At 61.2% G+C, this 22,367-nt stretch carries 19 protein-coding genes; 3 read left to right on the plus strand and 16 right to left on the minus strand.

Features of this window, described 5'->3' with window-relative positions; translation table 11 throughout:
• The first annotated feature begins 202 nt into the window (after positions 1–202).
• Positions 203–598, plus strand: coding sequence for a VanZ family protein (locus V7Z56_RS13250; RefSeq protein ID WP_334129985.1), 396 nt, complete (start codon positions 203–205; stop codon positions 596–598).
• Between the two features lie 38 nt (positions 599–636).
• On the opposite strand, the gene V7Z56_RS13255 is transcribed toward V7Z56_RS13250, so the two are convergent.
• The gene (locus V7Z56_RS13255) at positions 637–1,608 is read right to left on the minus strand and encodes a tRNA dihydrouridine synthase (protein ID WP_334129986.1); all 972 of its coding nucleotides are present in this window, start codon (positions 1,606–1,608) and stop codon (positions 637–639) included.
• A gap of 108 nt (positions 1,609–1,716) precedes the next feature.
• Here V7Z56_RS13255 and V7Z56_RS13260 point away from each other — a divergent pair, with 108 nt between their 5' ends.
• On the plus strand, positions 1,717–3,198 hold the full coding sequence (locus V7Z56_RS13260) for an AMP nucleosidase (protein WP_334129987.1): 1,482 nt from the start codon (positions 1,717–1,719) through the stop codon (positions 3,196–3,198).
• An 18-nt stretch (positions 3,199–3,216) separates the two neighbouring features.
• Here the strand turns inward: V7Z56_RS13260 and V7Z56_RS13265 are convergent, their stop codons facing one another.
• The 15 genes from V7Z56_RS13265 to V7Z56_RS13335 all read right to left on the minus strand — a co-directional run bounded on the left by V7Z56_RS13265 (position 3,217) and on the right by V7Z56_RS13335 (position 21,392).
• Positions 3,217–4,110 carry an alpha/beta fold hydrolase gene (locus V7Z56_RS13265; protein WP_334129988.1) on the minus strand — a complete coding sequence of 298 codons (894 nt, stop codon included), beginning with the start codon at positions 4,108–4,110 and terminating at the stop codon, positions 3,217–3,219.
• 75 nt (positions 4,111–4,185) lie between these two features.
• Positions 4,186–4,506, minus strand: a complete 321-nt coding sequence (trxA, locus tag V7Z56_RS13270; RefSeq protein WP_334129989.1) for a thioredoxin TrxA — start codon at positions 4,504–4,506, stop codon at positions 4,186–4,188.
• A 105-nt stretch (positions 4,507–4,611) separates the two neighbouring features.
• Positions 4,612–8,001, minus strand: a complete 3,390-nt coding sequence (gene addA, locus V7Z56_RS13275; RefSeq protein ID WP_334129990.1) for a double-strand break repair helicase AddA — start codon at positions 7,999–8,001, stop codon at positions 4,612–4,614.
• Positions 7,998–10,988: a double-strand break repair protein AddB gene (gene addB, locus V7Z56_RS13280; RefSeq protein ID WP_334129991.1), complete on the minus strand. Its 2,991-nt coding sequence runs from the start codon at positions 10,986–10,988 to the stop codon at positions 7,998–8,000. The genes addA and addB overlap by 4 nt, the downstream gene beginning before the upstream one ends.
• A complete protein-coding gene (locus V7Z56_RS13285) occupies positions 10,988–11,716 on the minus strand; it encodes a nucleotidyltransferase family protein (RefSeq protein WP_334129992.1) in 729 nt (242 codons plus the stop codon). Before V7Z56_RS13285 ends, addB begins: the two co-directional genes overlap by 1 nt.
• A complete protein-coding gene (locus V7Z56_RS13290; protein WP_334129993.1) occupies positions 11,713–12,675 on the minus strand; it encodes an aminoglycoside phosphotransferase family protein in 963 nt (320 codons plus the stop codon). The genes V7Z56_RS13285 and V7Z56_RS13290 overlap by 4 nt, the downstream gene beginning before the upstream one ends.
• Complete coding sequence (gene tsaE / locus V7Z56_RS13295) at positions 12,665–13,159, minus strand: tRNA (adenosine(37)-N6)-threonylcarbamoyltransferase complex ATPase subunit type 1 TsaE (protein WP_334129994.1); 495 nt, start codon at positions 13,157–13,159, stop codon at positions 12,665–12,667. Before tsaE ends, V7Z56_RS13290 begins: the two co-directional genes overlap by 11 nt.
• Before the next feature lie 6 nt (positions 13,160–13,165).
• The gene (locus V7Z56_RS13300; RefSeq protein ID WP_334129995.1) at positions 13,166–15,229 is read right to left on the minus strand and encodes an ATP-binding protein; all 2,064 of its coding nucleotides are present in this window, start codon (positions 15,227–15,229) and stop codon (positions 13,166–13,168) included.
• A gap of 204 nt (positions 15,230–15,433) precedes the next feature.
• Positions 15,434–16,729 carry an adenosylhomocysteinase gene (gene ahcY, locus V7Z56_RS13305; protein WP_334129996.1) on the minus strand — a complete coding sequence of 432 codons (1,296 nt, stop codon included), beginning with the start codon at positions 16,727–16,729 and terminating at the stop codon, positions 15,434–15,436.
• A 167-nt stretch (positions 16,730–16,896) separates the two neighbouring features.
• Positions 16,897–17,160 (minus strand): HPr family phosphocarrier protein, encoded by a 264-nt coding sequence (locus V7Z56_RS13310; RefSeq protein WP_334129997.1) that lies wholly within the window; start codon positions 17,158–17,160, stop codon positions 16,897–16,899.
• Positions 17,161–17,202: 42 nt separating this feature from the next.
• Positions 17,203–17,607: a PTS sugar transporter subunit IIA gene (locus V7Z56_RS13315; protein ID WP_334129998.1), complete on the minus strand. Its 405-nt coding sequence runs from the start codon at positions 17,605–17,607 to the stop codon at positions 17,203–17,205.
• Between the two features lie 32 nt (positions 17,608–17,639).
• Positions 17,640–18,545 carry an RNase adapter RapZ gene (rapZ, locus tag V7Z56_RS13320; protein WP_334129999.1) on the minus strand — a complete coding sequence of 302 codons (906 nt, stop codon included), beginning with the start codon at positions 18,543–18,545 and terminating at the stop codon, positions 17,640–17,642.
• Positions 18,538–18,969 carry an HPr kinase/phosphorylase gene (locus V7Z56_RS13325; RefSeq protein ID WP_334130000.1) on the minus strand — a complete coding sequence of 144 codons (432 nt, stop codon included), beginning with the start codon at positions 18,967–18,969 and terminating at the stop codon, positions 18,538–18,540. The genes rapZ and V7Z56_RS13325 overlap by 8 nt, the downstream gene beginning before the upstream one ends.
• Before the next feature lie 23 nt (positions 18,970–18,992).
• Complete coding sequence (locus V7Z56_RS13330) at positions 18,993–20,672, minus strand: sensor histidine kinase (RefSeq protein ID WP_334130001.1); 1,680 nt, start codon at positions 20,670–20,672, stop codon at positions 18,993–18,995.
• Between the two features lie 21 nt (positions 20,673–20,693).
• Positions 20,694–21,392 carry a response regulator transcription factor gene (locus V7Z56_RS13335; protein WP_334130002.1) on the minus strand — a complete coding sequence of 233 codons (699 nt, stop codon included), beginning with the start codon at positions 21,390–21,392 and terminating at the stop codon, positions 20,694–20,696.
• A 204-nt stretch (positions 21,393–21,596) separates the two neighbouring features.
• Here V7Z56_RS13335 and V7Z56_RS13340 point away from each other — a divergent pair, with 204 nt between their 5' ends.
• Positions 21,597–22,343 (plus strand): HugZ family pyridoxamine 5'-phosphate oxidase, encoded by a 747-nt coding sequence (locus V7Z56_RS13340; protein WP_334130003.1) that lies wholly within the window; start codon positions 21,597–21,599, stop codon positions 22,341–22,343.
• Positions 22,344–22,367: the final 24 nt, after the last annotated feature.

Consider the following 22,367-nt stretch of genomic DNA (forward strand, 5'->3'; position numbering starts at 1 on the left):
CTAATCTGCTTTCCGATATTTTATTCACCGAAATTCTCCGACTTCAGGCATTCTGGCTTCCATACCCCAATTCCAACGTGAGAATATGCCGGTATAGCCTGTCCGGGTGATACCTTGAGAAAGGGCTACAAACCACAAATTGCTTGCGAATAAAATATAATGTTATCGTTAATTATTCCTGAAACTATGACTTTAACCGCAAATGTCCGTCCTAAAAAATAAAATTTATATCAGCTACCGGGCCGCGTTTGCCGCATGGGTACTGGGGATCATTGTCCTGACGGTGCTTTCCCTGCTTCCGCCGGGGAATGAGCCTGAATTTACCGGGCTGGTGAATGATAAGATTCGTCATTTCTCCGCCTATGCCATTCTTGCCCTGATAGCCTGTCATGCGGGACGAAACTGGCGCGAGCGCCTTATCTTATGCCTGATAAGCTTTATGGTAAGCGTTGCGATCGAATTTCTCCAGCCTTTTACAGGGCGCGACTTCGAAGTTCTGGATATTGTGGCAAATTTGTCGGGGATTGTCGCCGGAACGGGCGTCATGGCGCATCTTCTCCATCGCCGCGCCCGCCGGGAGACCGCGGCCGGCACCTGAAAGAGCCAGAGCTGCATCATATCCGGCGCGGCCGCCTGTCATGCTGCGGTCCGCAGCTCCCGCCCCGTGCGGGCCACCTCCGCCATGATCGCCTCCGTCGTCTCGAGCCGGCGGATGGCGAGGAAGAGGTCGTTGGCCGCAGGATAGGTCCGGCCGAGCAGCTTGATCCATTGTTTAAGCCGACCGGCTTCGCGGGGCGGCGCCTGCATCTCGCGGATCTTTCCCTGATAGATGCCGATAAGCTCGAGGATGTCCGGCCACTCGAACGCGGCGCCGGAGGCCGGCGTCTCCGCACAAATTTCACGGCCGAGCGAGGGGCGCGCGATCACTCCCCGCCCGACCATCACATCCGCGCAGCCGCTCACTTCCCGGCACTTTTCATAGTCGGCCCGCGTCCAGATCTCCCCGTTGGCGACAACCGGGATGCGCAGGCGTTCGCGGATCGGTCGCAGATATTCCCAATGCGCCGGCGGACGATATCCTTCGAGCTTGGTGCGGGCATGGACCGTGAGCTTTATAGCCCCGCCCGCCTCCGCCGCCAGCGCATTATCGAGCGCAAGCCCCTTATCGGTGAAGCCGAGCCGCATCTTCGCACTGACCGGCACCTCGCGCGGCACGGCGCCGCGAACGGCGGAGACGATCTCATACAGGCGCTCCGGCCATTGCAGCAGGGTGGCGCCGGCGTCATGCCGGTTGACGGTTTTTGCCGGACAGCCGAAATTGAGGTCAATCCCGGGGGCGCCGAGCTCCGCGGCAAAGGCTGCGTTCTCCGCCATAACGGATGCCTCCCCGCCCATGATCTGGACATGCACCGGCACGCCAGCCGACGTTTTGCCGCCCGTTCTAAGCTCGGGGCAGAGCTGGTAGAAGACGGACGCAGGATAGACATGCTGGCTGACCCGCACAAATTCACTGACGCAGAGATCAAAGCCGCCGATCTCCGTCAGCATATCGCGCATATAAACGTCGACGACCCCTTCCATCGGGGCGAGCGTGAGAGTTGCCACCATTTCTTCCCTTATTTTCCCGATCCGAGTTTAATGGTAGAATCGGGCCAACTCCAGATAATTGAAGATGGGGCAGTCATAGGGGCGGCCCGAAGCAAAAGGAAGCGGAAAATGACGGAATTACTGAACGGCCTGGTCGGCACGCATGGAAATGTCACGGACCTTCAGGAATTCACCGATGAAGACGCCGCTTTTGAACGCATCCGCGTTCTTTACAGGGAGAATGCCGACAAGGTGAAACGCCGGTTCGGCGCATTCGAGGGCGGCGACAAGACCAGCCCGGCGGAGCCCGGCTTCTATCCCTATCTCGGGCTGACCGTGGAGACGACGGATATCAGCCGCACGGGCAAGCGCGCCTACGGAAAGATTGACGCAGCGGGAACCTTCGGAACGACGCTGACGCAGCCGGAGTTGTTCGAAAGCTATCTGAAAGAGCAGATAAGGCTGATCCTCGGCAATCATCAGCGCCCCGTCTATGTCGGCCTCAGCGATCGGCCAATGCCGCTGCCGTTCGTTATCGAGACCGCGTCGGCGAGTGTCTCCGCCGACGATATGCCGGCGCTTCAGACCATCTTCACCATGCCCGATCTTGCCAATATCAACGACAATATTGCGAACGGCACCAATGTCTGGGTGGAGGGAACGCCGCGCCCGCTCGCGCTTTTCCCGGCCGAGCGGATCGATTTCTCGCTCGCCCGGCTCTATCACTACACCGGCACCCAGCCGATGCATTTCCAGCGCTTCATCCTGTTCACCAACTACCAGCGCTATGTCGACGAGTTCGTCGAATTCGGCAAGAAGCAGGTGTCGGAAGGAACGGAATACACCGCCTTTGTCGAGCCCGGCAATGTAGTAACGCCCAACCCGCGCCTTTCCCCCGCCCCGCCGAGCGGGACCGCACCCGCTCACCTGCCGCAGATGCCCGCCTACCATCTGGTGGCCGAAAAGCATATGGGGATCACGCTCGTCAATATCGGCGTCGGGCCGGCCAACGCCAAAACCATCACCGATCATATCGCAGTTCTGCGGCCGCATTGCTGGCTGATGGTCGGCCATTGCGGCGGCCTGCGTCACAGCCAGCGCCTTGGCGATTTCGTGCTCGCCCACGCCTATGTCCGCGCCGATCATGTGCTGGATGAGGATATTCCGCCCGAAGTTCCCCTCCCCGCCATTGCTGAAATCCAGGTCGCGCTGACGGCGGCGGTTGCGCGCACCACCGACAGCGGCGGGGTGAAGGAGTATTTGCGCACCGGCACCGTCTATACGACCGATGATCGCAACTGGGAGCTGCGCCACAAGGAGCTTGCGGTCCGCTTCAACCAGAGCCGCGCCATCGCCGTCGACATGGAAAGCGCCACGATCGCGGCAAACGGCTTTCGCTTCCGCGTTCCCTACGGCACGCTCCTCTGCGTCTCCGACAAGCCGGTGCATGGCGAAATCAAACTCGCCGGCATGGCCAACAAATTCTATCAGGATCGCACGTCCATGCATCTGCATATCGGCATCGATACGTTGCAGCAGCTTTGTCGCCAGGGCGTCGAAAGCCTGCATTCGCGCAAGCTCCGCAGCTTTGAGGAGCCGGCGTTTCGCTAGAGGTGCGGCGCCGGCCGCTCAGCCGCGGCGGTGCGAGGTGAGATGGGGGATCAGAATGCCGGCGAGATGCGCGCAAAGGGCCGGCGACAGGTCGTGCCCCATGCCCGCGACCAGCTCGAGCCGGGCGCCCGGGATCAGGCGGGCCGTGTCTTCCCCCGCCGCATAGGGCACAAGCGGATCGTCGAGCCCGTGGATGACGAGCGTCGGCGCTCCGATATGCGGCAGTTCGGAGACCCGCGGGTTGGATGCGAGCACCGCCGCATACTGGCGCATGTAACCGCTCGGGCAATAGCAGCGCCGGACGCAGGCGCGAATATGCGCCTCCAGCGCCGCACGGTCCCAGCGATAGCCGGGACTGCCGATCACGTCATTGACCTGCAGGCCGAAGGCGACCACGTCATCCTCATTCTGGCTGGCCGGCGCCGCCATCAGGACCGAGGTCGCCGCCGCCGTCGGCGGCGGCAGGTGGCGGTTACCGCTCGAGGACATGATCGACGTCAGGCTGTAGAGCTTTTCGGGGTAAAAAATCGCCGCCAGCTGCGCAATCATCCCGCCCATCGACATGCCGACGATATGCGCCCGCTCAATGCCGAGGCCCGCGAGCAGCCCGGCGACGTCGGCGGCCATATCGCTCAGATGATAAGGGACGCTCGGCGTCTGCTGCGTCTGCACCTGCTGCAGGATCCGGCCCATGTCCGGGAGGCCCAGCTGCTCCATCTTCTGGGAGAGGCCGATATCACGGTTGTCAAAGCGGACGACATAAAAGCCCTCGGCGGCAATCGCCTCGCAAAAGGCGACGGGCCAGTCGATCAGTTGAAACCCGAGCCCGGCAATCAGCACCACCGCCGGATCGGCGGCCGCGCCGAATGTTTCATATTCGAGGGAAATACCGTTAGAGATCAGCTTTGCCATCGTCCCCGCGCCCCTTCAGCGGATAAAAAAGCGGACCAGAAGGCCCGCTTTTGTCGAAATCATCCGATTTTTGCGTCAGGACGCGGACTTGATCCAGTCCTCGATCGCGCTTTTCGGAGAGGCCCCGACTTTCGTTGCGGCGATTTGCCCGTCCTTGAACAGAATCAGCGTCGGAATGCCGCGTACGCCGTATTTGGTCGGGGTCTGCGGGTTCTCGTCGATGTTGATCTTGGCGACCTTGAGCTGCCCCTTCATCTCAGTGGCAATCTGATCCAGCGCGGGAGCGATCTGCTTGCAGGGGCCGCACCATTCCGCCCAGAAATCAACCAGAACCAGGCCGGAACTGTCCAGAACATCTTCCTTGAAGGAAGAGTCGGTAACTTTGGTAGTGCTCATAATTATCCTCTTTCAGGCAAAAAATCTGAGCCTCCTGCGCACCCGAGGGAGAACTCTTTGGTCGTAAATGTACGTGTCACATATTGTAACGTCAAGTGAACATGATCACATTCTGTCCGCCGGCAAGACCATCAAATGCGGCCCTTCAGTCCATAAAAGCGCGCATTTTACGGCCTTATCGGGGTGCATTTCCTGCATTGCGCGGCGGTAATGCGCCATCTGCCTTATATATATGAGCGGCACATCGGCAATGTCCCGGGGCGAGGGGCGGTTCGTTTTGTAATCGATTATCAGAATCTCCCGCTCCCCGATCAGAAGCCGGTCGATCTGGCCGGTGACGACGCGGCCATCGAAGACGCCGCTGATCGGAACTTCGGCAAGACTTCCCGGCGCAAAAATTGGCGCGAAATCGGGATCATTGATGACTTTCAGCGTCTCGTTCAAAATCTCCGCCTGCTGCTCTGCATCGAGCGCATGGAGCGGTCGGGCGAGCCAGCGCCGGGCGACGGTTTCGCGGTCCTCCGCCCGCACCGAGGGCAGGGTTTCAAGCAGCCGATGGATCAGCAGGCCGCGATGAAAGCGCCGTCCGCCGTCATCGCCAAGCGGGGAGCTGCCGGGTGTATCATCCTCCTCGCGCGAGGGCGCAAGCGGCCGGGACGGGATGGGCTCATCCGGCGCCTTTTCCCCGATCCATGCCGGCAGTGGCACCACTATGGTATCAGATGTCACCCTTTCCGGTGCCGTTTCGGTCACCTTGCCGCTCGACCACCGCCGCGCGACCTCGCCCCAGGGAAGCTCGACCTCATCGACCCCCTCACCGAACGCCGGATCGATCAGATTATACCAGCAATCAGCCGGGGGCCTGGTCTTGCCCTCCCAGCCGCAGATATAAAGGCGGTCTTCCGCCCGCGTCAGCGCCACATAGAGCAGGCGCTTTCGCTCCTCAAGCGCGCGCTCTTTGGCAAGCTCGCGCGCGGCCCTGGTCGCGGGATCGTCATTTTCCTTTTTGACCGGCCAGAGCGGGAATGCAGGCGCGTCCTCTGTCCACAGCAGCGGATCGCTCGCGCTCGTCCCCTGACAGGTGTCGGGAAGGAACACGATTGGTGCCTGCAACCCCTTGGATCCATGCACCGTGAGGACGCGCACCTCATCCCGCCCCTGCTCCATATCTCGCTTGATCTCCGCGGCGCCCGCCTCGATCCAGTGCAGAAAGCCCTGCAGCGAGGTTGCTTCGGTCCGCTGATAGGCGAGCGCAAGAGAGAGAAATTCCTCGATCGGTTCCGCCGCCTCCGCGCCAAGCCGCCGGAGCAGCGCCCGCCGCCCGCCGAGGCGGCCCAGAATATCGGCAAAGAACTCGTAAACCGGCACATAATCGGCGCGCGCCAGCAATTCGGAGAGGAGTGCGCGCGCGGTATCGAACAGCGCAAGCCCCGGCCTGTTTTCACGAAGCGCCCGCCACAGGCTGTCTTTGCGGCCATAGGCAAGTTCGAAAAGCTGGTTGTCGTCGCAGCCGACAAACGGGCTTTTCAGCACGACCGCGAGGTTGAGATCGTCCTCCGGCAGCAGCACGAAGCGGGCGAGCGCCATCAGATCCATCACCGCAAGCTGATCGGTCAGCACCATCCGGTCGGTCCCGGCGACGGGAATGTCGGCGAGCTTCAGCGCCCGCACCATACTTGCGAAGAACCGGTTGCGCTTTTGCACGAGGATCATGATGTCGCGCGGCCGAACAGGCTCGCCCGTCGCGCTCAAAACCTCACCGCTGTCGAGCCAGAGCCGGATCTGGCTCGCGATCCGCCGCGCCAGTTCAGCGGGAGGATTGCTATCGGGCGCCTGCGTCATCGGCGCGTTCCACGGATCGGCGTCGGTGTCTTCAGGCGGCTTGACCGTCGGCCATATCTCGACGAGGCCAGCCGCCCCCATGCGCCGGACGAAATGTTTCACCTCATCGCCTGCGGAGGTGAGCCCGCGGCGCGCCTCAACGGGCGCAAAGACGTCATCGACAAGCCTGAGTACGCTCATCGCCGAGCGGAAAGAAAGGTCGAGCGGAACGTTCCGCCATTCCTTGCCGGCCGCAGTGGCCTTTTCTTCAAAGCGCCGGCGCATGATATCGAACGTCGCCGGATCGGCGCCCTGAAAGGAATAGATTGACTGCTTTTCGTCGCCGACGACAAAGAGCGTCCGCTCGCTGCGCGCCGCCCCCTCGCCTGCAAAAAACTCCTCCGCCAGGGCGGCGATAACCTGCCACTGCTCCGGGCTCGTATCCTGCGCCTCATCGACAAGGATATGCTCGATGCCGCCATCAAGCTTGAACATGACCCAGGGCGTTACGCCATCACCGATAAGCAGATCGCGGGTTTTCAGGATCAGATCGTCATAATCAAGCCGTCCGCGACGGGTCTTTTCCGCCTCGTAGCGCTCGATCAGCGCAAAGCCGAGCCGCAGCAGCGCCGAGGTGGAGGAGAACACCCGCACCTTGTTTATCTGTTCTTTAAGCGTGATAATCCGCTGGCGCTCTTCCTCGAGGATGTCGAGAATTGACGGCCAGGCTTCGACGACTTTTTTTGTGGCGAGCCGCGCGACAGGCTTTCCATCCTTGGTGAAATAGGCGGAGCAGTAGTCGTCCATCAGCTCCGCGCGCCGCTCCGGCTGGCCGAGCCACAGCGCTATCTTTTCCGCCCGCGCGATATCTCCGTCGCTCCCCATCAGCAGATACTCGACCGCCCGGCGGAGCGCGGCGCCGTTGATAACCGCCTCGCTGGAGGCGCGAGCGATCACATGCGCCTCCGTTTCCATCGGATCGATGCCGATCCGCTCGGCGAGGTGGAGGATCACCGAGTTGACACTGCCGAAACGCCGGCGCAGGGACAGGAAACGGCTGCGCTCGCTGCTGACAACCTTGAGGAGCTTTTCGACCTGCTGCTCGGCGGATTTTTCACCGATCAGGCGGAGCGCATCGCCAAGCGCCGCATTTTCCGGCCGCTGGCTCGCAAGCAATGTGTCATCACGGGCGATCTGCATGATCTCGGTGGCGGTGCGCTCATCCATAACTTCAAAATTGGGCGCAAGCCGCGCTTCGAGCGGAAACCGGCCGAGGACGGATTCGCAGAAGGAATGGATGGTCTGGATTTTGAGCCCGCCCGGCGCATCGAGGACGCGGGCGAACAGCCGGCGCGCCGCAATCCGCTGCGCCTCAAGGGGCGATGTGCCGAGGAGATCGGCAAGATTCTGATCGAGCGCGGCGTCCTCAAGGATCGACCATTCCCCAAGAACAGCGTTCAGCCGGTTCGACATTTCTGCGGCCCCGGCCTTGGTGAAGGTGATGCAGAGGATTTTTTCCGGCGGCGTTCCGGCCAGCATCAGGCGAAGGCAGCGTTCGACCAGCACCCGCGTCTTGCCGGATCCGGCCGATGCCGACACCCAGACGGAGCTTGCCGGATCCGCGGCCCGCTTTTGCCGGGCGATGCCCTCGGCGACAAGTGCGTTATGCGTCATTCTCCCGCCCCTTCATCCCCGCTCGACCATTCCTTGACCCGGGCGAGATGCTCGTAATCATTGAAGCGATACGGCAAATCCGGGCGCGGCTGGCTCAAATAAGGCGTCGCCTGGCGGTCATATTGTGCGACCAGGCGTTGCAGCCCTTCATAGGCGTCGCGCGCCAGATCCTCGGCCGGCGGGGCCTTTGCGCCGCCCGCTTTCGAGAACTCCCCGGCCGGATCACCGCCGGTCAGCTTGACATAGGCAAGCTCCGCGACCGGCGCGGGATCAACGCCCGGAAACCCGTGCCGCGCCAGCATCGCCGCCTCCAGCGCGAGCTGCGGCGAGACGCCGGTTGTCACCTCCTTCACCGACGGCGGACTGCCGGTCTTATAATCGAGAATGGAGAGAGCCTCACCCGAAAGGGCGCGGTCGATCCGGTCAGCCGTGCCGCTTAACGTGAAGCTCGCCTCGGGCGCCGGGATGGAAATCTCACCCTTGATCTCCGTCAGGAGCGGCTTGTAATACCGCCGCCGTTCCGTCTCGAAGCGGACAAACCAGGCCGCGACACGCTCAAAACGCGGCCACCAGAATGCCCAGACGGACGGGTAGCTTATTGCATCACCAAAGGCCTCGCGGCCAAAGTCGATCAGCCTCGCCACCGAATCGGACGGCAGCCGGTCGGGATATGTCTTTACGAACTTCTCAAGCGCAGCGTGAATAAAGCTGCCGCGATCGGCCATCGAGGGATCCATCGCAATCTCATCGAGCGGCGTCAGCTTCAAGATCTGCTCGGCGAAGATCGAGTAAGGATCCTTGATCCATTTTTCAATCCTCGTCACCGAGAGGCGGCGCGGGCGGGCGGACACCGGCGGCGTCGGACGTGGCGCCGGGACGGGCGCATACTCCTCCGGCTGGTCAAGCGCGCGCTGCCAGCTCGCGATCCGCGCGGCATCGGCGCTTTCAAGTTTCAGGCCGAACTTCGCGAGCAGCGTCTCAAGCCGGAGCAGCCAGCGCGAGGGAACGGTCGGGGTTCCATCAACTTTTCCGGCGCGCGTCAGGACCACCTCGCGCGCGCCGAAGGCCTGCTGAAAGTCGTGCGCGGAAAGGCCAATTTTCTGCTCCGGCAGGGGCAGTCCGAATTTCTGCCGCATCGGACGACTCATCCATGGATCGCTACCCGAATCCGGCGGCCAGCTCCCCTCATTGAGGCCGCCGAGGATGACGAGATCGGCGCGCCCGAGCCGCCCTTCAATCGGGCCCCATATGCGAAGGCGCGGATGCAGGCCAAAGGGCGGGCGCACCATCCGCCCGCGCATCAGCGTGTCGAGGAGCTCCGGCCAGGCTGCAGGGCTGAAATCCTCAAGCACGTCGGAGGCACGGAGAAGCTCGGCGAGGAATGTCGCCGCCGCCTCGCCGAAGCTGCCCCGCCAGAGCGCGGACTTCGCCTCGCCCTCGGGCATTGAGAGCGCCTCGGCAAAGCGGATGAAATCCTGCAGAAACTCACTGAACGCGACGTCTTTTTCGCCTGCACGCGCTTCAAGCGGCGCGGCGCACTGACGGAGGTCGTCGAACCAGCCCTGCAACGCATCGCTCGCGGCGGAGCCGGCGAGGGCGCGGGCAATCCCGTCAAATCCCGGCGCCGGGCGCGGTCCGCGAAGGACAGCCCGCTCCAGATCACGGACATGACGGCGGAAGACATCTGCCGCCACGCCGCGCGCCGCAAGCGGATGCTTCAGCGCGGCAAGCAGGGCGACCGGCTCCGCCTCGCTCTCGATCATCCGCGCGACCAGCCGCAGGAAGACACCGGGCGGCGACTGGTCAAGGCTCGTTCCGGCGCTATCGTCCACCTCCACCTGCCAGCGCCGCAGCTCGGCCCCGACGCGGCGCGACAGATCGCGGTCGGGCGTGATCAGAACGGCTGTTTTCTCAGGAACTTCCAGCGCTTCCCGCATCAGGAGGGCAATCGACTGCGCCTCGCTTTGCGCATCCGGAGAGTTGAGAAGCCAGACCCCGGCAAGGGCATCCGCGGCCGGCGGAGCCGCCTCCTGCCATTCATCCGTGGTCTCGGCCGGGCGCAAGGCTTCGGAAAGAAAGGCCATCCGGCCGGCGCTTGAGGAAAGGGCCTCTGTATCCGTGAGATCGACGACATCGGCGCGCGTTATCCCGATCCGTTCCAGCAGCAGGGAAAGACCATGCTGGGCATGGGTCGGATCCTGCCGGACGGCCTGCCAGCCTTTGTCATCCATATGCCGATCGAGACCGGGGAGGACAATCGCGCCATTTTCCATCAAAGCCACCGTTTGCAGCAGATCCGCCGTCGCCGGGATCGATCCGGTCGAGCCGACCGCATAGACCGCGCCCGCGGGCGGCCTCTCCTGCCAGTGCCGGACTTGCGCGCGCAGCAGCAGATCGCGGCGGAACGCCGGGTCAATCGCGCCTTCCGCCGCAAGAATGGCGGGCCAGTGAACGCTCAATATCTCGAGAAACTGCAACGTGATCTGCCAGTGCGCGGCATATTCCGACGGAACGAGATGTTCAAGGTCCTTCAGGTCCAGCCCCTCGGTATGGACCTGATCGAGAAGGCGCGCGAGCGCCGCCGCGAGGCTTGCTGCCTCGGCAACGCCCATACCGCCTTCCGCCCGCGCCTGAATGAGACGGCTGAGAAGGAGCTGTCGGCGCAAGGGATCGATAGCGGGCGGCAGCGACAGCAGCGCTTCGCCAAGGTCGCCCGCGCCGATATCGCTCTCAAGCAACAACTCGTCTTCCTCGACATCCCCGATGGGGCGCATCCGCGGCAGGATCAGGGGCTTTCCGTCTGTCTCACGCAGGAACGCCTCCTGCAGCGCGCGCGCCGCGCGCCGCGTCGTGGTGAGGATGGTAACCGCGCTGAGATCCGGCCCCGCAGCGTCGTGACGGCGCAAAATCTCCCGCGCCAGCACATCAACGAAGCTGTACTCCGGCGGAATGTTGAATACCGTCGCTTTTTCTGCCTTGCCCGCCATTATCCCCCGTCAATCCTCCGAGTTGCTTCGCGCACCGCGTCGGGCGTTCCGACATGCAGCCACGCGCCGTCATGGACAAGACCGTATAGCCGCCCCCCGGCAAGCGCCCTGTCATAGATCACATTAAGGGAAAAGGCGCCCGCGGGCACCCGATCGAAAAGCGACGGGCGCAAAAGCTGCACGCCGGTAAAGAGGTACGGCGCCGCCTCCCCCGCTGCGCGGCGGCGAAGCCGGCCGTTTTCGTCAAGGTGAAAGTCGCCCGCCCCTGCGTAACCTACGGCGGTCGCGACCGGGTGCAGCAGGAGAAGCGCATCCATCTCGGCGTCGTTCCAGCGGCTGTGCATCCGGCGGAGCGCGGAGTTTGAGGGATCGCGGACAATCACATCCGAATTCATGACGAAAAAGGGATCGGGACCGAGGAGCGGCAGCGCCTTCTGCACCCCGCCGCCGGTTTCAAGGAGCGCCGCCGTTTCATCGGAAACGGAAATATCGAAACCCGTCATCTGATCGAGATAGGCGGAGATCTGATCACCAAGGTGATGCCGGTTCACCACCACCCGCCGGATGTGCGCGGCGCGAAGCAGATCGAAGCAATAATCGATGAGCGCACGCCCGGCGACCTTTACGAGCGGCTTCGGCGTCACATCGGTGATCGGGCGAAGCCGCATACCGAGCCCGGCCGCGAGGATCATCGCGCGCATCCTGTCGAGCGGCGGCAGGGCCGTCATGATTTCCCCTCCCCGATGGTAAGGCGCAGCCAGTTATCGAGCGCGGCGAGACCCGAGTGGGCAAGATTGGCGCCAAGATAGCCCTGCATGCGCGGGATCATCCCGAGATACCGCGTCTTGCCCTGCTCCCGGGCAAGGCGGATAAATATCCCCATGATCCTGAGCGCCCGATGCGCCCCGAGAATGGCATAGGAGAGCCGGAACTCCTGCTCCGGCAGGCCGGTCGCATCGAGATAGCGATAGATCATCTCCTCGGCCAGCGCATCATCGACCTGCCGGCGCGCGTCCTGCAGCAGTGAGGCGAGATCATAGGCGGGCGGGCCTTTGAGGGCATCCTGAAAATCGAGCAGGCCGAGCGCCTGCACCCCCTCCCGGTCTTTCAGATAGAGCAGGTTTTCCGAGTGGAAGTCGCGAAGCAGCATCACCTCGGGCCCGACACGAAGGCGCGGCAACAGATTGCGCCAGATATCCTCGTAAAAAATCCGCGCTGTGCTGCCAAGCGGCGCGCCAAGTTTCTCGGGCACGTAATAATCGAGAAACATTTCGTTCTGCGCCATGATATAGGCATCGGAAAACTCGGGCAGAAAATCAGGCGGCGGCATCTTTCCGAGATCAACCAGAAAATCAACGGCGAGGCGATAGAGCGCCGCTTCCGGCGCGCCTTTTTCCATCAGCCGCGCGAAAATATCATCGCCCAGATCCTCAAGCAGGAGGAGGCCGCTCTTTCGATCCTCGGCGAGGATCGCGGGCGCGCTGTAGCCGCGGAGGCGGAGAGCGACGGCGATATCGGCAAAAATCCCGACATCTTCAGGCGGCGGCGCATCCATCAGGATGAGGGGGCCGCTTTCCGTCCAGAGCCGCGCATACCATCGCGACGACGCATCGCCCGCGAGCGGCGTGATATCGGCGTCCGCATATCCCGCCGTGCGGAGAAACGGGAGGATCAGCTCATTGCGCACCGAGCATCTCCTCAAGCAGCAGCAGGCGTCGCCGCCACCGGCTGTCCCCGGCGAGGACGAAAAGACGCGCCTCCCCGCCCCCCTCGCCCGCAAGAGTGATGGTAATGCGCAAGTGATCCGGCGGGAGATAGCGACCGAGCCGGTCCGGCCATTCGATCAGCGATACGCCATTATCGAACGCCTCGTCTATGTCGAGTTCAAGCGCGTCATCGGGGCTTTCGAGACGATAAAGATCATAATGGTAGAGCGTGAAATCGGCAAAATCATAGACCAGCAGCAGATTGAATGTCGGGCTTGGCACGTCGATATCCTGCCCGGCCAGCGCCTGTATGAGCGCCCGGACAAATGCCGTCTTACCCGCACCCAGCGTTCCGTCCAGCGCAATCACATCGCCGGGCTGCAACAATCCGGCAAGCGCCGCCGCAAGTCGCGAGGTATCGGCGAGAGAGGCGCCACGAAAGCGATATATTTCCGGATCTGTCATGGCGCGTCAGGAATTTCCCGCCCTCGCCTGCACGGCGACGGCAATGGAGCGCGGCAGGTGACAGGAAACCGTAGTGCCGACATTCTCTTTCGAGGCCAGCTCCACATGTCCGCCATGCAGCTCGATGAAGCTTTTGACCAGCGAGAGGCCAAGGCCCGCACCGGCATTCTGCCGCGTCGTGTTGCCCTTCGTGAAGCGTTTGAAAATATGCTCAATCTGGTCCTCGGCAATGCCCTTGCCATTATCGCGCACGCTGATGACGAAGCTTTCCGGCGTCTTGCGCGCCGAAAGGGTGATTTCGCCCTTGGCCGGCGTGAATTTGATCGCATTGCTGAAGAGGTTGAAGACGACCTGCTTGATCCGCCGCTCATCGACCTCAAGCAAGCCGATGTCAGGATCGATGTCGGTGCGGATGTCAAGATAGCGGTTCTTCGCCCGCTCCTGTACCATCGCAACGACATTCTGAAGCGCAAGCGCGATATCGACAGGCTGCCGCTCCAGCTCCATCTTGCCGGCCTGGATATTCGCCATATCGAGAATATCGTTGATGAGCAGCAGAAGATGGCCGGAACTGTCGAGAATTCCCTTGCCATACTCCGCCTGCTTGTCGTTGAGCGGGCCGAAAAATTCCTTCACCAGAATTTCGGCAAAGCCGATGATGGTGTTGAGCGGCGTGCGCAGCTCGTGGCTGACGCTCGCGACAAACTCCGTCTTCATCCGATCCGCCGCCTCCAGCGCTTCGTTGCGCTCACGCAAGGCCCGCTGCGCGCGGAGTTCATGCGTCACGTCGATGTAGGTGAAAAGGACGTTCCCATCCGGCAGCGGGACGCGGTTGTAGTCGATGATGGTGTCGCCGATATATTCCAGCCGCCCGCTCGTCGCATCGCGGCGCGTGACGTTGGCGATAAACTTCTCGCGCACCTCCGCCGGCCAGATGCGGCCCGTTTTCTCCTGATGATATTCAATAATCTGCGAGATATGGAGCTCGCCGCGCAAAAACTCCTCCTCCAGCCCCCACATGTTGCAATAGGCGGCATTGAAGAGCTTTAGCCGCCCGTCCGCGCCGAACACCGCGACCCCTTCATAGAGATTGTCGAGCGTCGCACGCTGCACGGCAATCTGGGTGTTGCGCGCGCGCTCCAGCACCACCTTGTCGGTCACATCCTCGAAAAGGAATAAGAGGCCGCCGAAGGGATGCGGCGTGATCAGCGTGCGCAACACCGTTTCGTCGGGAAGCTGGACCAGCTCCTCCCGCGTCTCGATGACATTGGTGAAGAGGGCCCGGCGCTTTTCCTTATAGGCGGCGAAATCCGCCTGCTCCGGCAGGCGGCGAAGCTCGCGCTGCATATCCAGCACTTCGCTCAAGCTCGGCTTGCCATAGAGAAACTCATCATTGATCCGCCACAGCTTCACATAAGCCTGATTGAAAAATTCAAGCCGCTGGTCGGGGCCGTAGATCGCGATTGCCGTCGCGATATTCTCCAGCACATCGGCATGGCCGTCGATATGGCGTTTCAGCTCATCGGCAAGTTCCGCCTCGGCCGTCGTGTCGAGGGCGAAACCGGCAAGCTCGTTGTCGAATTCGAGCGGCGTTTCAATAACGGTGAAACTCCGCCGGTCGCCGTCAACGATATAGCGCCGCGTCTCGCTCTGGGTGAGGCCGGTGACGCGCGCCCGCGTCGCCAGCTTGCGGGCCTGATCGGGATCGCGGCTGGAGGCGAGCTCCGGCACCTGCGCCATCCCGTCTTCAAATTCGACGACCTCGCGATACTTGCGGTTCTGCCAGATGATCTTCGAGCTCTGGTCCCGCCGCCAGACCGGAATGGGGGCGGCATCCAGAAGCTCGATAAAGCTGTCGCGTTCAGCGCGCGCAGTCGCGAGGGAGGATTTGAGGGCGATGATATCGCTGCCGAGCCTGTCGCGCTCCGCATTCAGCGTCTCGATCGTCATTTCCAGCGACTGCAGCCGCTCCGCGTCGCGATCGCTCTGGCTGAGCAGGGAAAGTGCTTTCTTGCGCATCACATAGACGGCCATCAGCAAGCCGATAACGGCCAGTGTCAGCAGCCACAAGAAAACCAATTGTGTGGAAGTAAATTGTTCTATCATCCCCGCCGGCACATGAATTTCACTCTATCGCCCACCATTATGGCGCTGGCTTTTATGAATATGCCACCCCCCTGGTACGCATAACGCGCCAAAGAATAGAAAAAAAATGGCCGGAGGGATAGCCCCGCCAGCCATTTCTGTTATTTGGAGCGTGTCGGGCCCCGCCGCCTAGTAGCGATAATGGTCCGGTTTGAACGGGCCGGCCTGCGGAACGCCGATATAGTCAGCCTGCTTCTCGCTGAGTTCGGTCAGCTTCACACCGAGTTTGCCAAGATGCAGGCGGGCAACCTTTTCGTCGAGATGCTTGGGCAGCACATAGACCTCATTCTTGTACTCGGCATGGCGCTCCCAAAGCTCGATCTGCGCCAGCACCTGATTGGTGAAGGAGGCGCTCATCACGAAGCTCGGGTGGCCCGTCGCGCAGCCGAGATTGACCAGCCGTCCTTCGGCGAGCACGATCAGCCGCTTGCCGTCGGGGAATTCGACCTCATCGACCTGCGGCTTGACATTGTGCCAAGGGTAGTTGCGGAGCGCACCGATCTGGATCTCCGAGTCGAAATGCCCGATATTGCAGACAATCGCGCGATCCTTCATCTCCCGCATGTGATCGATGGTGATGACGTCGATATTGCCGGTCGTCGTGACGAAAATATCGGCGAATTTCGTCACGTCATCAAGATGCACGACCTCATAGCCTTCCATCGCCGCCTGCAGGGCGCAGATCGGGTCGATCTCCGTCACCAGAACGCGCGCGCCCTGGCTGCGAAGCGAGGCCGCGGAGCCCTTGCCGACGTCGCCGTAGCCGCACACGACAGCAACCTTGCCCGCGATCATCACGTCGGTGGCGCGCTTGATGCCATCCACGAGGCTTTCCCGGCAGCCATAGAGATTGTCGAATTTCGATTTGGTGACCGAGTCATTGACGTTGATCGCCGGAACTTTCAGCTTGCCAACCTTCGCCATCTCGTAGAGGCGATGAACGCCGGTGGTGGTCTCCTCGGAAATGCCGCGAACGTCCTTCATGAGACCGGGATAGCTGTCATGCATGACCTGCGTAAGATCGCCGCCGTCATCGAGAATGAGGTTCGGGCGCCAGCCGTTCGGCCCCTCGATCGTCTGGATGATGCACCAGAGCGCTTCTTCCTCCGTCTGTCCCTTCCAGGCGAATACCGGAACGCCCGTCGCGGCGATGGCAGCGGCGGCCTGATCCTGCGTCGAGAAGATATTGCACGAGGACCAGCGCACTTCCGCGCCGAGCGCGGTCAGCGTCTCGATCAGAACCGCCGTCTGGATCGTCATATGCAGGCAACCGGCGATTCGCGCCCCTTTCAGCGGCTTGGCATTGCCAAACTCTTCGCGCAAGGCCATCAGTCCCGGCATTTCCGTTTCGGCAATGGCGATTTCCTTGCGTCCCCAGTCGGCCAGCGACATGTCCGCAACCTTAAAATCCTCAAGTTTTGTCATATTAAATCTTTCGCTTTTACTATGAATTTAGCGGAACGCCCGGCCTGACGGGCGGATCATGGTTATTGGGGATGTATAGCAATCCCGCGAGCTCTAATCAATAGGCATATAAAGAAATCCTTATATCATTATAAGAATTTCCTCCAGCGGAAATCGCGTGATCGCAGTCACTCTTCGCCGAACTTGTTTTCGACAAGCTCGGTAAGCGCGGCGAGCGCTTTGCGGGCGTCCGGCCCCGACGCCGAGACCGAAATGGTCGATCCCGTCGCCGCCGCCAACATCATCAGGCCCATGATCGAGATCCCGGAGACCTCATTCTCGCCTTTCGTCACCACAACCTCAGCGTCAAACTGTTCGACGCATTTGACGAACTTGGCGGCCGCACGGGCATGCAATCCTCTGGCGTTCCGAATGACAAGATCACGTTTCAAGGGCAGAATTCTCTTAGAGGGGAATGTCGCCGCATATCGGCATCAGGATTTGCTGGCCAGCAGGTGGGATGCCACGTTGATATATTTGCGGCCGGACTCTTGCGCGGCGGCAACGGCGCTTTGCATGTCGTCATCGCCGCGAACACTCGCCAGCTTGATCAGCATCGGCAGGTTGATCCCGGCAATCACCTCGACATTCGCCTTCTCCATCACCGAGATGGCAAGGTTGGACGGCGTGCCGCCGAACATGTCGGTGAGCAGGATCACCCCTGACCCGGTTTCGACCTCCTCAATGGCATTCAGGATATCCTGGCGCCGCTGCTCCATATCATCGTCCGGTCCGATGGAGATGGCGCGCACCTGCGTCTGTGGTCCGACCACATGTTCGGTCGCATTGACGAATTCCTCCGCCAATCGCCCGTGGGTTACCAGCACCATTCCAATCATATCGCCCCCGTTATCAGTTGAATGGTATTTAATTATAGTGCGTTACTGTCTCTCGCGCCCGGCAGGTCGCGATGAACGCGATTTGCAAAATAGCCGGAATTTGCAACGAGGTCATGGATTTTCTCCGCGACCCATACCGAACGATGCCGCCCGCCGGTGCAGCCAAAGGCGATGGTCAGATACGACTTGCCTTCGTCGACATAGCGGGGCAACAGAAAGGTGATCAGCCCTTCAATGCGCGCCATGAATTCGTCATAGGCCGGATCGGCGGCAACGAATGCGCCGACATCGGGATCCTGCCCCGTCAGGGCGCGCAGATCATCCTTGTAATGCGGATTTTGCAGGAAGCGCACATCGAACATCAGGTCGGCTTCGCGCGGGATCCCTTTTGCGTAGGAGAAGCTCATCACCGTAACGCTCAGCCGCGACGCCGGTTGCAGGCTGAAATATCCCGTCAGGATGCGCTTCAACTCGGGCTGCGACAGATAGCTGCTGTCGATGCGGACATCCGCCGCCTCTTTCAGACCGGCGAGCCGCTCAATCTCCAGCCGGATGCCGTCGGCCACCGGCCGGTCCGCCGCGAGCGGATGTTTGCGGCGCGTTTCCGTAAAGCGCCGCTGCAGGATCGCTTCATCACAATCGAGGAAGAGAAGCCGCACCCTGTTGGTCCCGCGCGCGCGGAGTTCGCCGATAATCTCCAGCACCTGTTCCGTCGAGAAGCCGCGGGTGCGCAGGTCAATTCCGATGGCAAGATTGTCGCCCGCACCCCGTCCCGCCTCCTCCACCATGCGGGTCAGCAGGAACAGCGGGATATTGTCCGCGACCTCCCAGCCCATATCCTCGAACTGATGCAGCGCCGTGCTCTTTCCGGCGCCGGACAGGCCTGAAACAATGACGAGCTGATTTAAAGATCCCGACGCCGAATTCATGTCACTCATATCCCGTCAGCAACGGATCCTGCCGAAGCGCCAGCCGCACGATCGCCGGCGCCGACGCCATGAACGGATCGATCAGGCGCCGCGGCACCCCGGCTTCCGCGAACATCACTATATCGGGCTCCGGCACGCGGTCAATGCTCGCATAGGGCACCAGATCAAAGACGAGCGCGAGCGGAATATCGGAAATCGCGTCAAGCTGCATCAGCCCAAGGCCGCGAACTTCGATCTTGCCGAATATCGCCGGCGGAGACGACAGAAACGCGACGTCGCCGCGCACGTGGATCTCGGTGTAGTCATCCGCAATAAGCCGGGCGCCGCCATCGATCAAGCGCAGCGCGAGATCGGACTTCCCCGCCCCGGAAGGTCCGCGCAAAAGGACGCCCCGGCCGTCAATTTCGACGGAGCTTGCATGACATCGTATCATGCGCAGAACCTACGCCAGCGCCTCTACTTTGGCAACTTGATTAGGAAGATGGCGCCTCTCTTCACACCGTTGTCATCGAGGCGGTTGCTGGCCGTGATCGTCCCGCCATGCGCCTCGACGATCAGGCGGGAGATGCTGAGCCCGAGCCCGGAATGCCGGCCGAAATCCTCTGACTTCGGCCGTTCGGTATAAAAGCGGCTGAAAATGGCGTCGAGCTTGTTTTCCGGAATGCCGGGCCCGTCATCCTCGACCGAGAGCTCCGCCCCGGCCGGAGCCGGCCGCAGGCGAATTGTCACCTGGCCATGTTCGGGCGAGAAGGAAATCGCGTTGTCGATAAGGTTGCGCAGCACCTGCCCGAGGCGGCCCGGCAACCCGTTGACGATGACAGGCTGCTCGCCGCGGATAAAGTTGAAGGAGATCGAGGAGAACATCTGTGTTGTCCGATATCCATCAAGCACGCTCTCGACCAGCTTGCCAAGATCGACCGGCTCCCCTTCCGAGCGGGAGAGCTCCGCATCGATCCGGCTTGCCGCGGAGATGTCCGTGATCAGACGATCGAGCCGCTGCACGTCGCTTGCCAGCACGACCCGCAGGCGCTCGCGCGTCTCCTCATCCTTCACCCGCTCGAACGCCTGTACCGCCGTGCTGAGCGAGGTGAGCGGGTTTTTGAGCTCATGGGCGACATCTGCGGCGAACGCCTCGATCGCATCAAGCCGGTCATAAAGCGCCGATGTCATCGCCCGGAGCGACGTCGAGAGATCGCCAATTTCGTCTTTACGCTCCGAAAAGTCGGGAATGACGATACGCCGCCCGATACCGCGGCGCACCTTGTCCGCCGCTTCCGCCAGCATATGAATGGGCGCGGCAATGGTGCGCGCAAGGAAAAGTGACAGCAACAGCGTGATGACCAGCGTCACCGCAAAGACAATCAGCGTCGTGACCTGCGCCGAACGCACCGCCGCGTCGATGCTGCTGCCATTTTCGGTCAGCAGCAACCCGCCGAGAATATGTTTGAAACCCTGTACCGGCACCGAGACGGACAGCATCAGCTCCCCCTTCTGCGTCTGGCGCGTCATGCGCGCATTGTCGCCGTTAATGGCGATACCGACTTCCTGGAAATCGGCGCCGCTCGGAATAGGGTTGGTCGGGAACAGCGGATAGTCGTAATTGTCGGGGAAGAGCGCTTCCCAGCCGTCATAAAGCTCCTCGAAAAAGACCCGGATCGGGCTTTTCACTTCCGGCGGCGGCAACTCCTCGGAGACGATATTGCGGCCCGCCGAAATCAGCCGCCGGCTGTCCGCAATCAGCACACCCTCGCGATCAAACAGCAGCGCCGGCGTATTGGTAATGATCGAGAGGCGCCGCAGAACGCGTTTGATCTGGGTGGAATCAAGGGTCAGCGACTGCACCTGCCCGTCGATGGAGACTTCCTGCAACGCCGCCTCGCCGAGCGCGCCCGCGATCATCCGCCCGTTCGTCGTCAGCGACTGGAAACGGGCTTCGATCAGACCGTCGCGGAACTGGTCAAGGTAAAGGATCGCCCCGGCAAGAAAGACAACGGAAAACAGATTGATCGCCATGATCCGGCGACCGAGCGAAGAAAACGGCCCGCGCCGGATCTTCTGCTCTTTCTGCTTTTCCCGTCTTTGCGCCTTCCTAGCAGGAACGGATTTACCGATATAAGGCTTGGCGTCTGCGTTCATAACGTCCCAGCGGCTACGGGGTTATTTTTCCTTGAAGCGATACCCGACGCCATACAGGGTCTCGATAGCGGAAAATTCGGGATCAACCGACTTAATCTTCTTGCGCAACCGCTTGATATGGCTGTCGATGGTTCGATCATCGACATAAATATTGTCGTCATACGCCGCGTCCATCAGCTGATCGCGGCTTTTTACGTGACCCGGCCGGAGCGCGAGGGCATGCAGCAGCATGAACTCGGTCACCGTCAGGGTCACCTCCTTGGCATCCCAGAAGCAGGCATGCCGGATACTGTCAAGCTTCAGCTTACCGCGGACGAGGATATCCTCCTCCGCCTCGCCGTTGCTTTCCTTGACCGCGCTGTGGCGGCGCAAGACCGTGCGGATACGCTCGACCAGCAGCCTCTGCGAAAAGGGTTTGCGGATGTAATCATCGGCTCCCATTTTCAGTCCTAAGAATTCGTCGATCTCGTCATCCTTTGAGGTCAGGAAGATAACCGGCAGGCCGCTCACGCGTCGCAGCCGGTTCAACAGCTCCATCCCATCCATTCGCGGCATCTTGATATCGAGCACGGCAAGATCCGGCGGGTTATCGACAAGGCCCTTCAGCGCCTCTTCCCCATCCGAATATTTGGTGACTTCGAACCCCTCGCTCTCCAGCAGAATGGAAACGGTGGTGAGAATATTCTGGTCGTCGTCGACCAGGGCAACTTTCGTGGCCATTTCAGTCCCCGGTTTCATGTCATCACCCTATTCTATGACCTGTTGCTGTTCATTGCATCTACATTTAGTCAAAATAAGGCAAGAGAATGTCCAAAGCGCGGAAGGCTCCTTCTTCGGGCGCAAAAAATCCTCCGCCGGAAGAAATTTTCTTCCTCCGATGACTTTTTATTTGCCTTCCTGCGACTTATTCGCAATTACTGCCGTATGAATGACAAATCGAACACCGAAACTCGCACACGCACCGTGCAGGGCCTGATCCGGACCGCATCCACCGTGACGCTCGCGACCCGCATGGCCGCGGATGGAAGTCCCTATGCCTCCCTTGTCCTGATGGCGACGGATCCGCGCGGCCGCCCGTTGCTGCTGCTTTCCGATATGGCTGTTCACGGACAGAATATTGCAAAAGACCCCGCCGTTTCCCTGCTGATCGCGAGCGATCCAAAGGGGCGCGATCCGCTGACGCTGTCGCGCGTTTCCCTGCAGGGCACGGCGGAAGTCATTGCGGATGAGCGGCTGCTCGAACGCTTTATCCGCCGCTTTCCACCCGCGAAACTCTATGCAAAATTCAAGGATTTCAGGCTCTATCGGGTCAATGTCAGCGCCGGCCATCTGGTTGCCGGTTTTGGCGATATTCACTGGCTGGACCCGGCCGACTTCATCCTGCCGGAGGGAGCGCTGGACAACCCGGAGGTCGAGAATGGCGTGATGGATCATATGAATTCCGACCATGCGGACGCCGTGCAGGAGCTGGCCGCTTCAGTCAGTGATCATGCCGGGGAATGGGAAATCTGCGGCGTCGATGAAGCGGGAATCGACCTCAGATGCGGCTGGCTTTATGAACGGCTGCTTTTTGAGCAGCCGGCGACCGGCGCGGGCGACATGCGGATCCAGATCATAGAAATGCTCAAAAAAATCAGAAAATTAACGGATTTTTCAGTCCACATGCGCTAGTTTCGCGTCAACGGATCAAATATC

It is taken from the genome of Sneathiella sp. (assembly GCF_036844445.1).
Classification (GTDB): Bacteria; Pseudomonadota; Alphaproteobacteria; order Sneathiellales; family Sneathiellaceae; genus Sneathiella.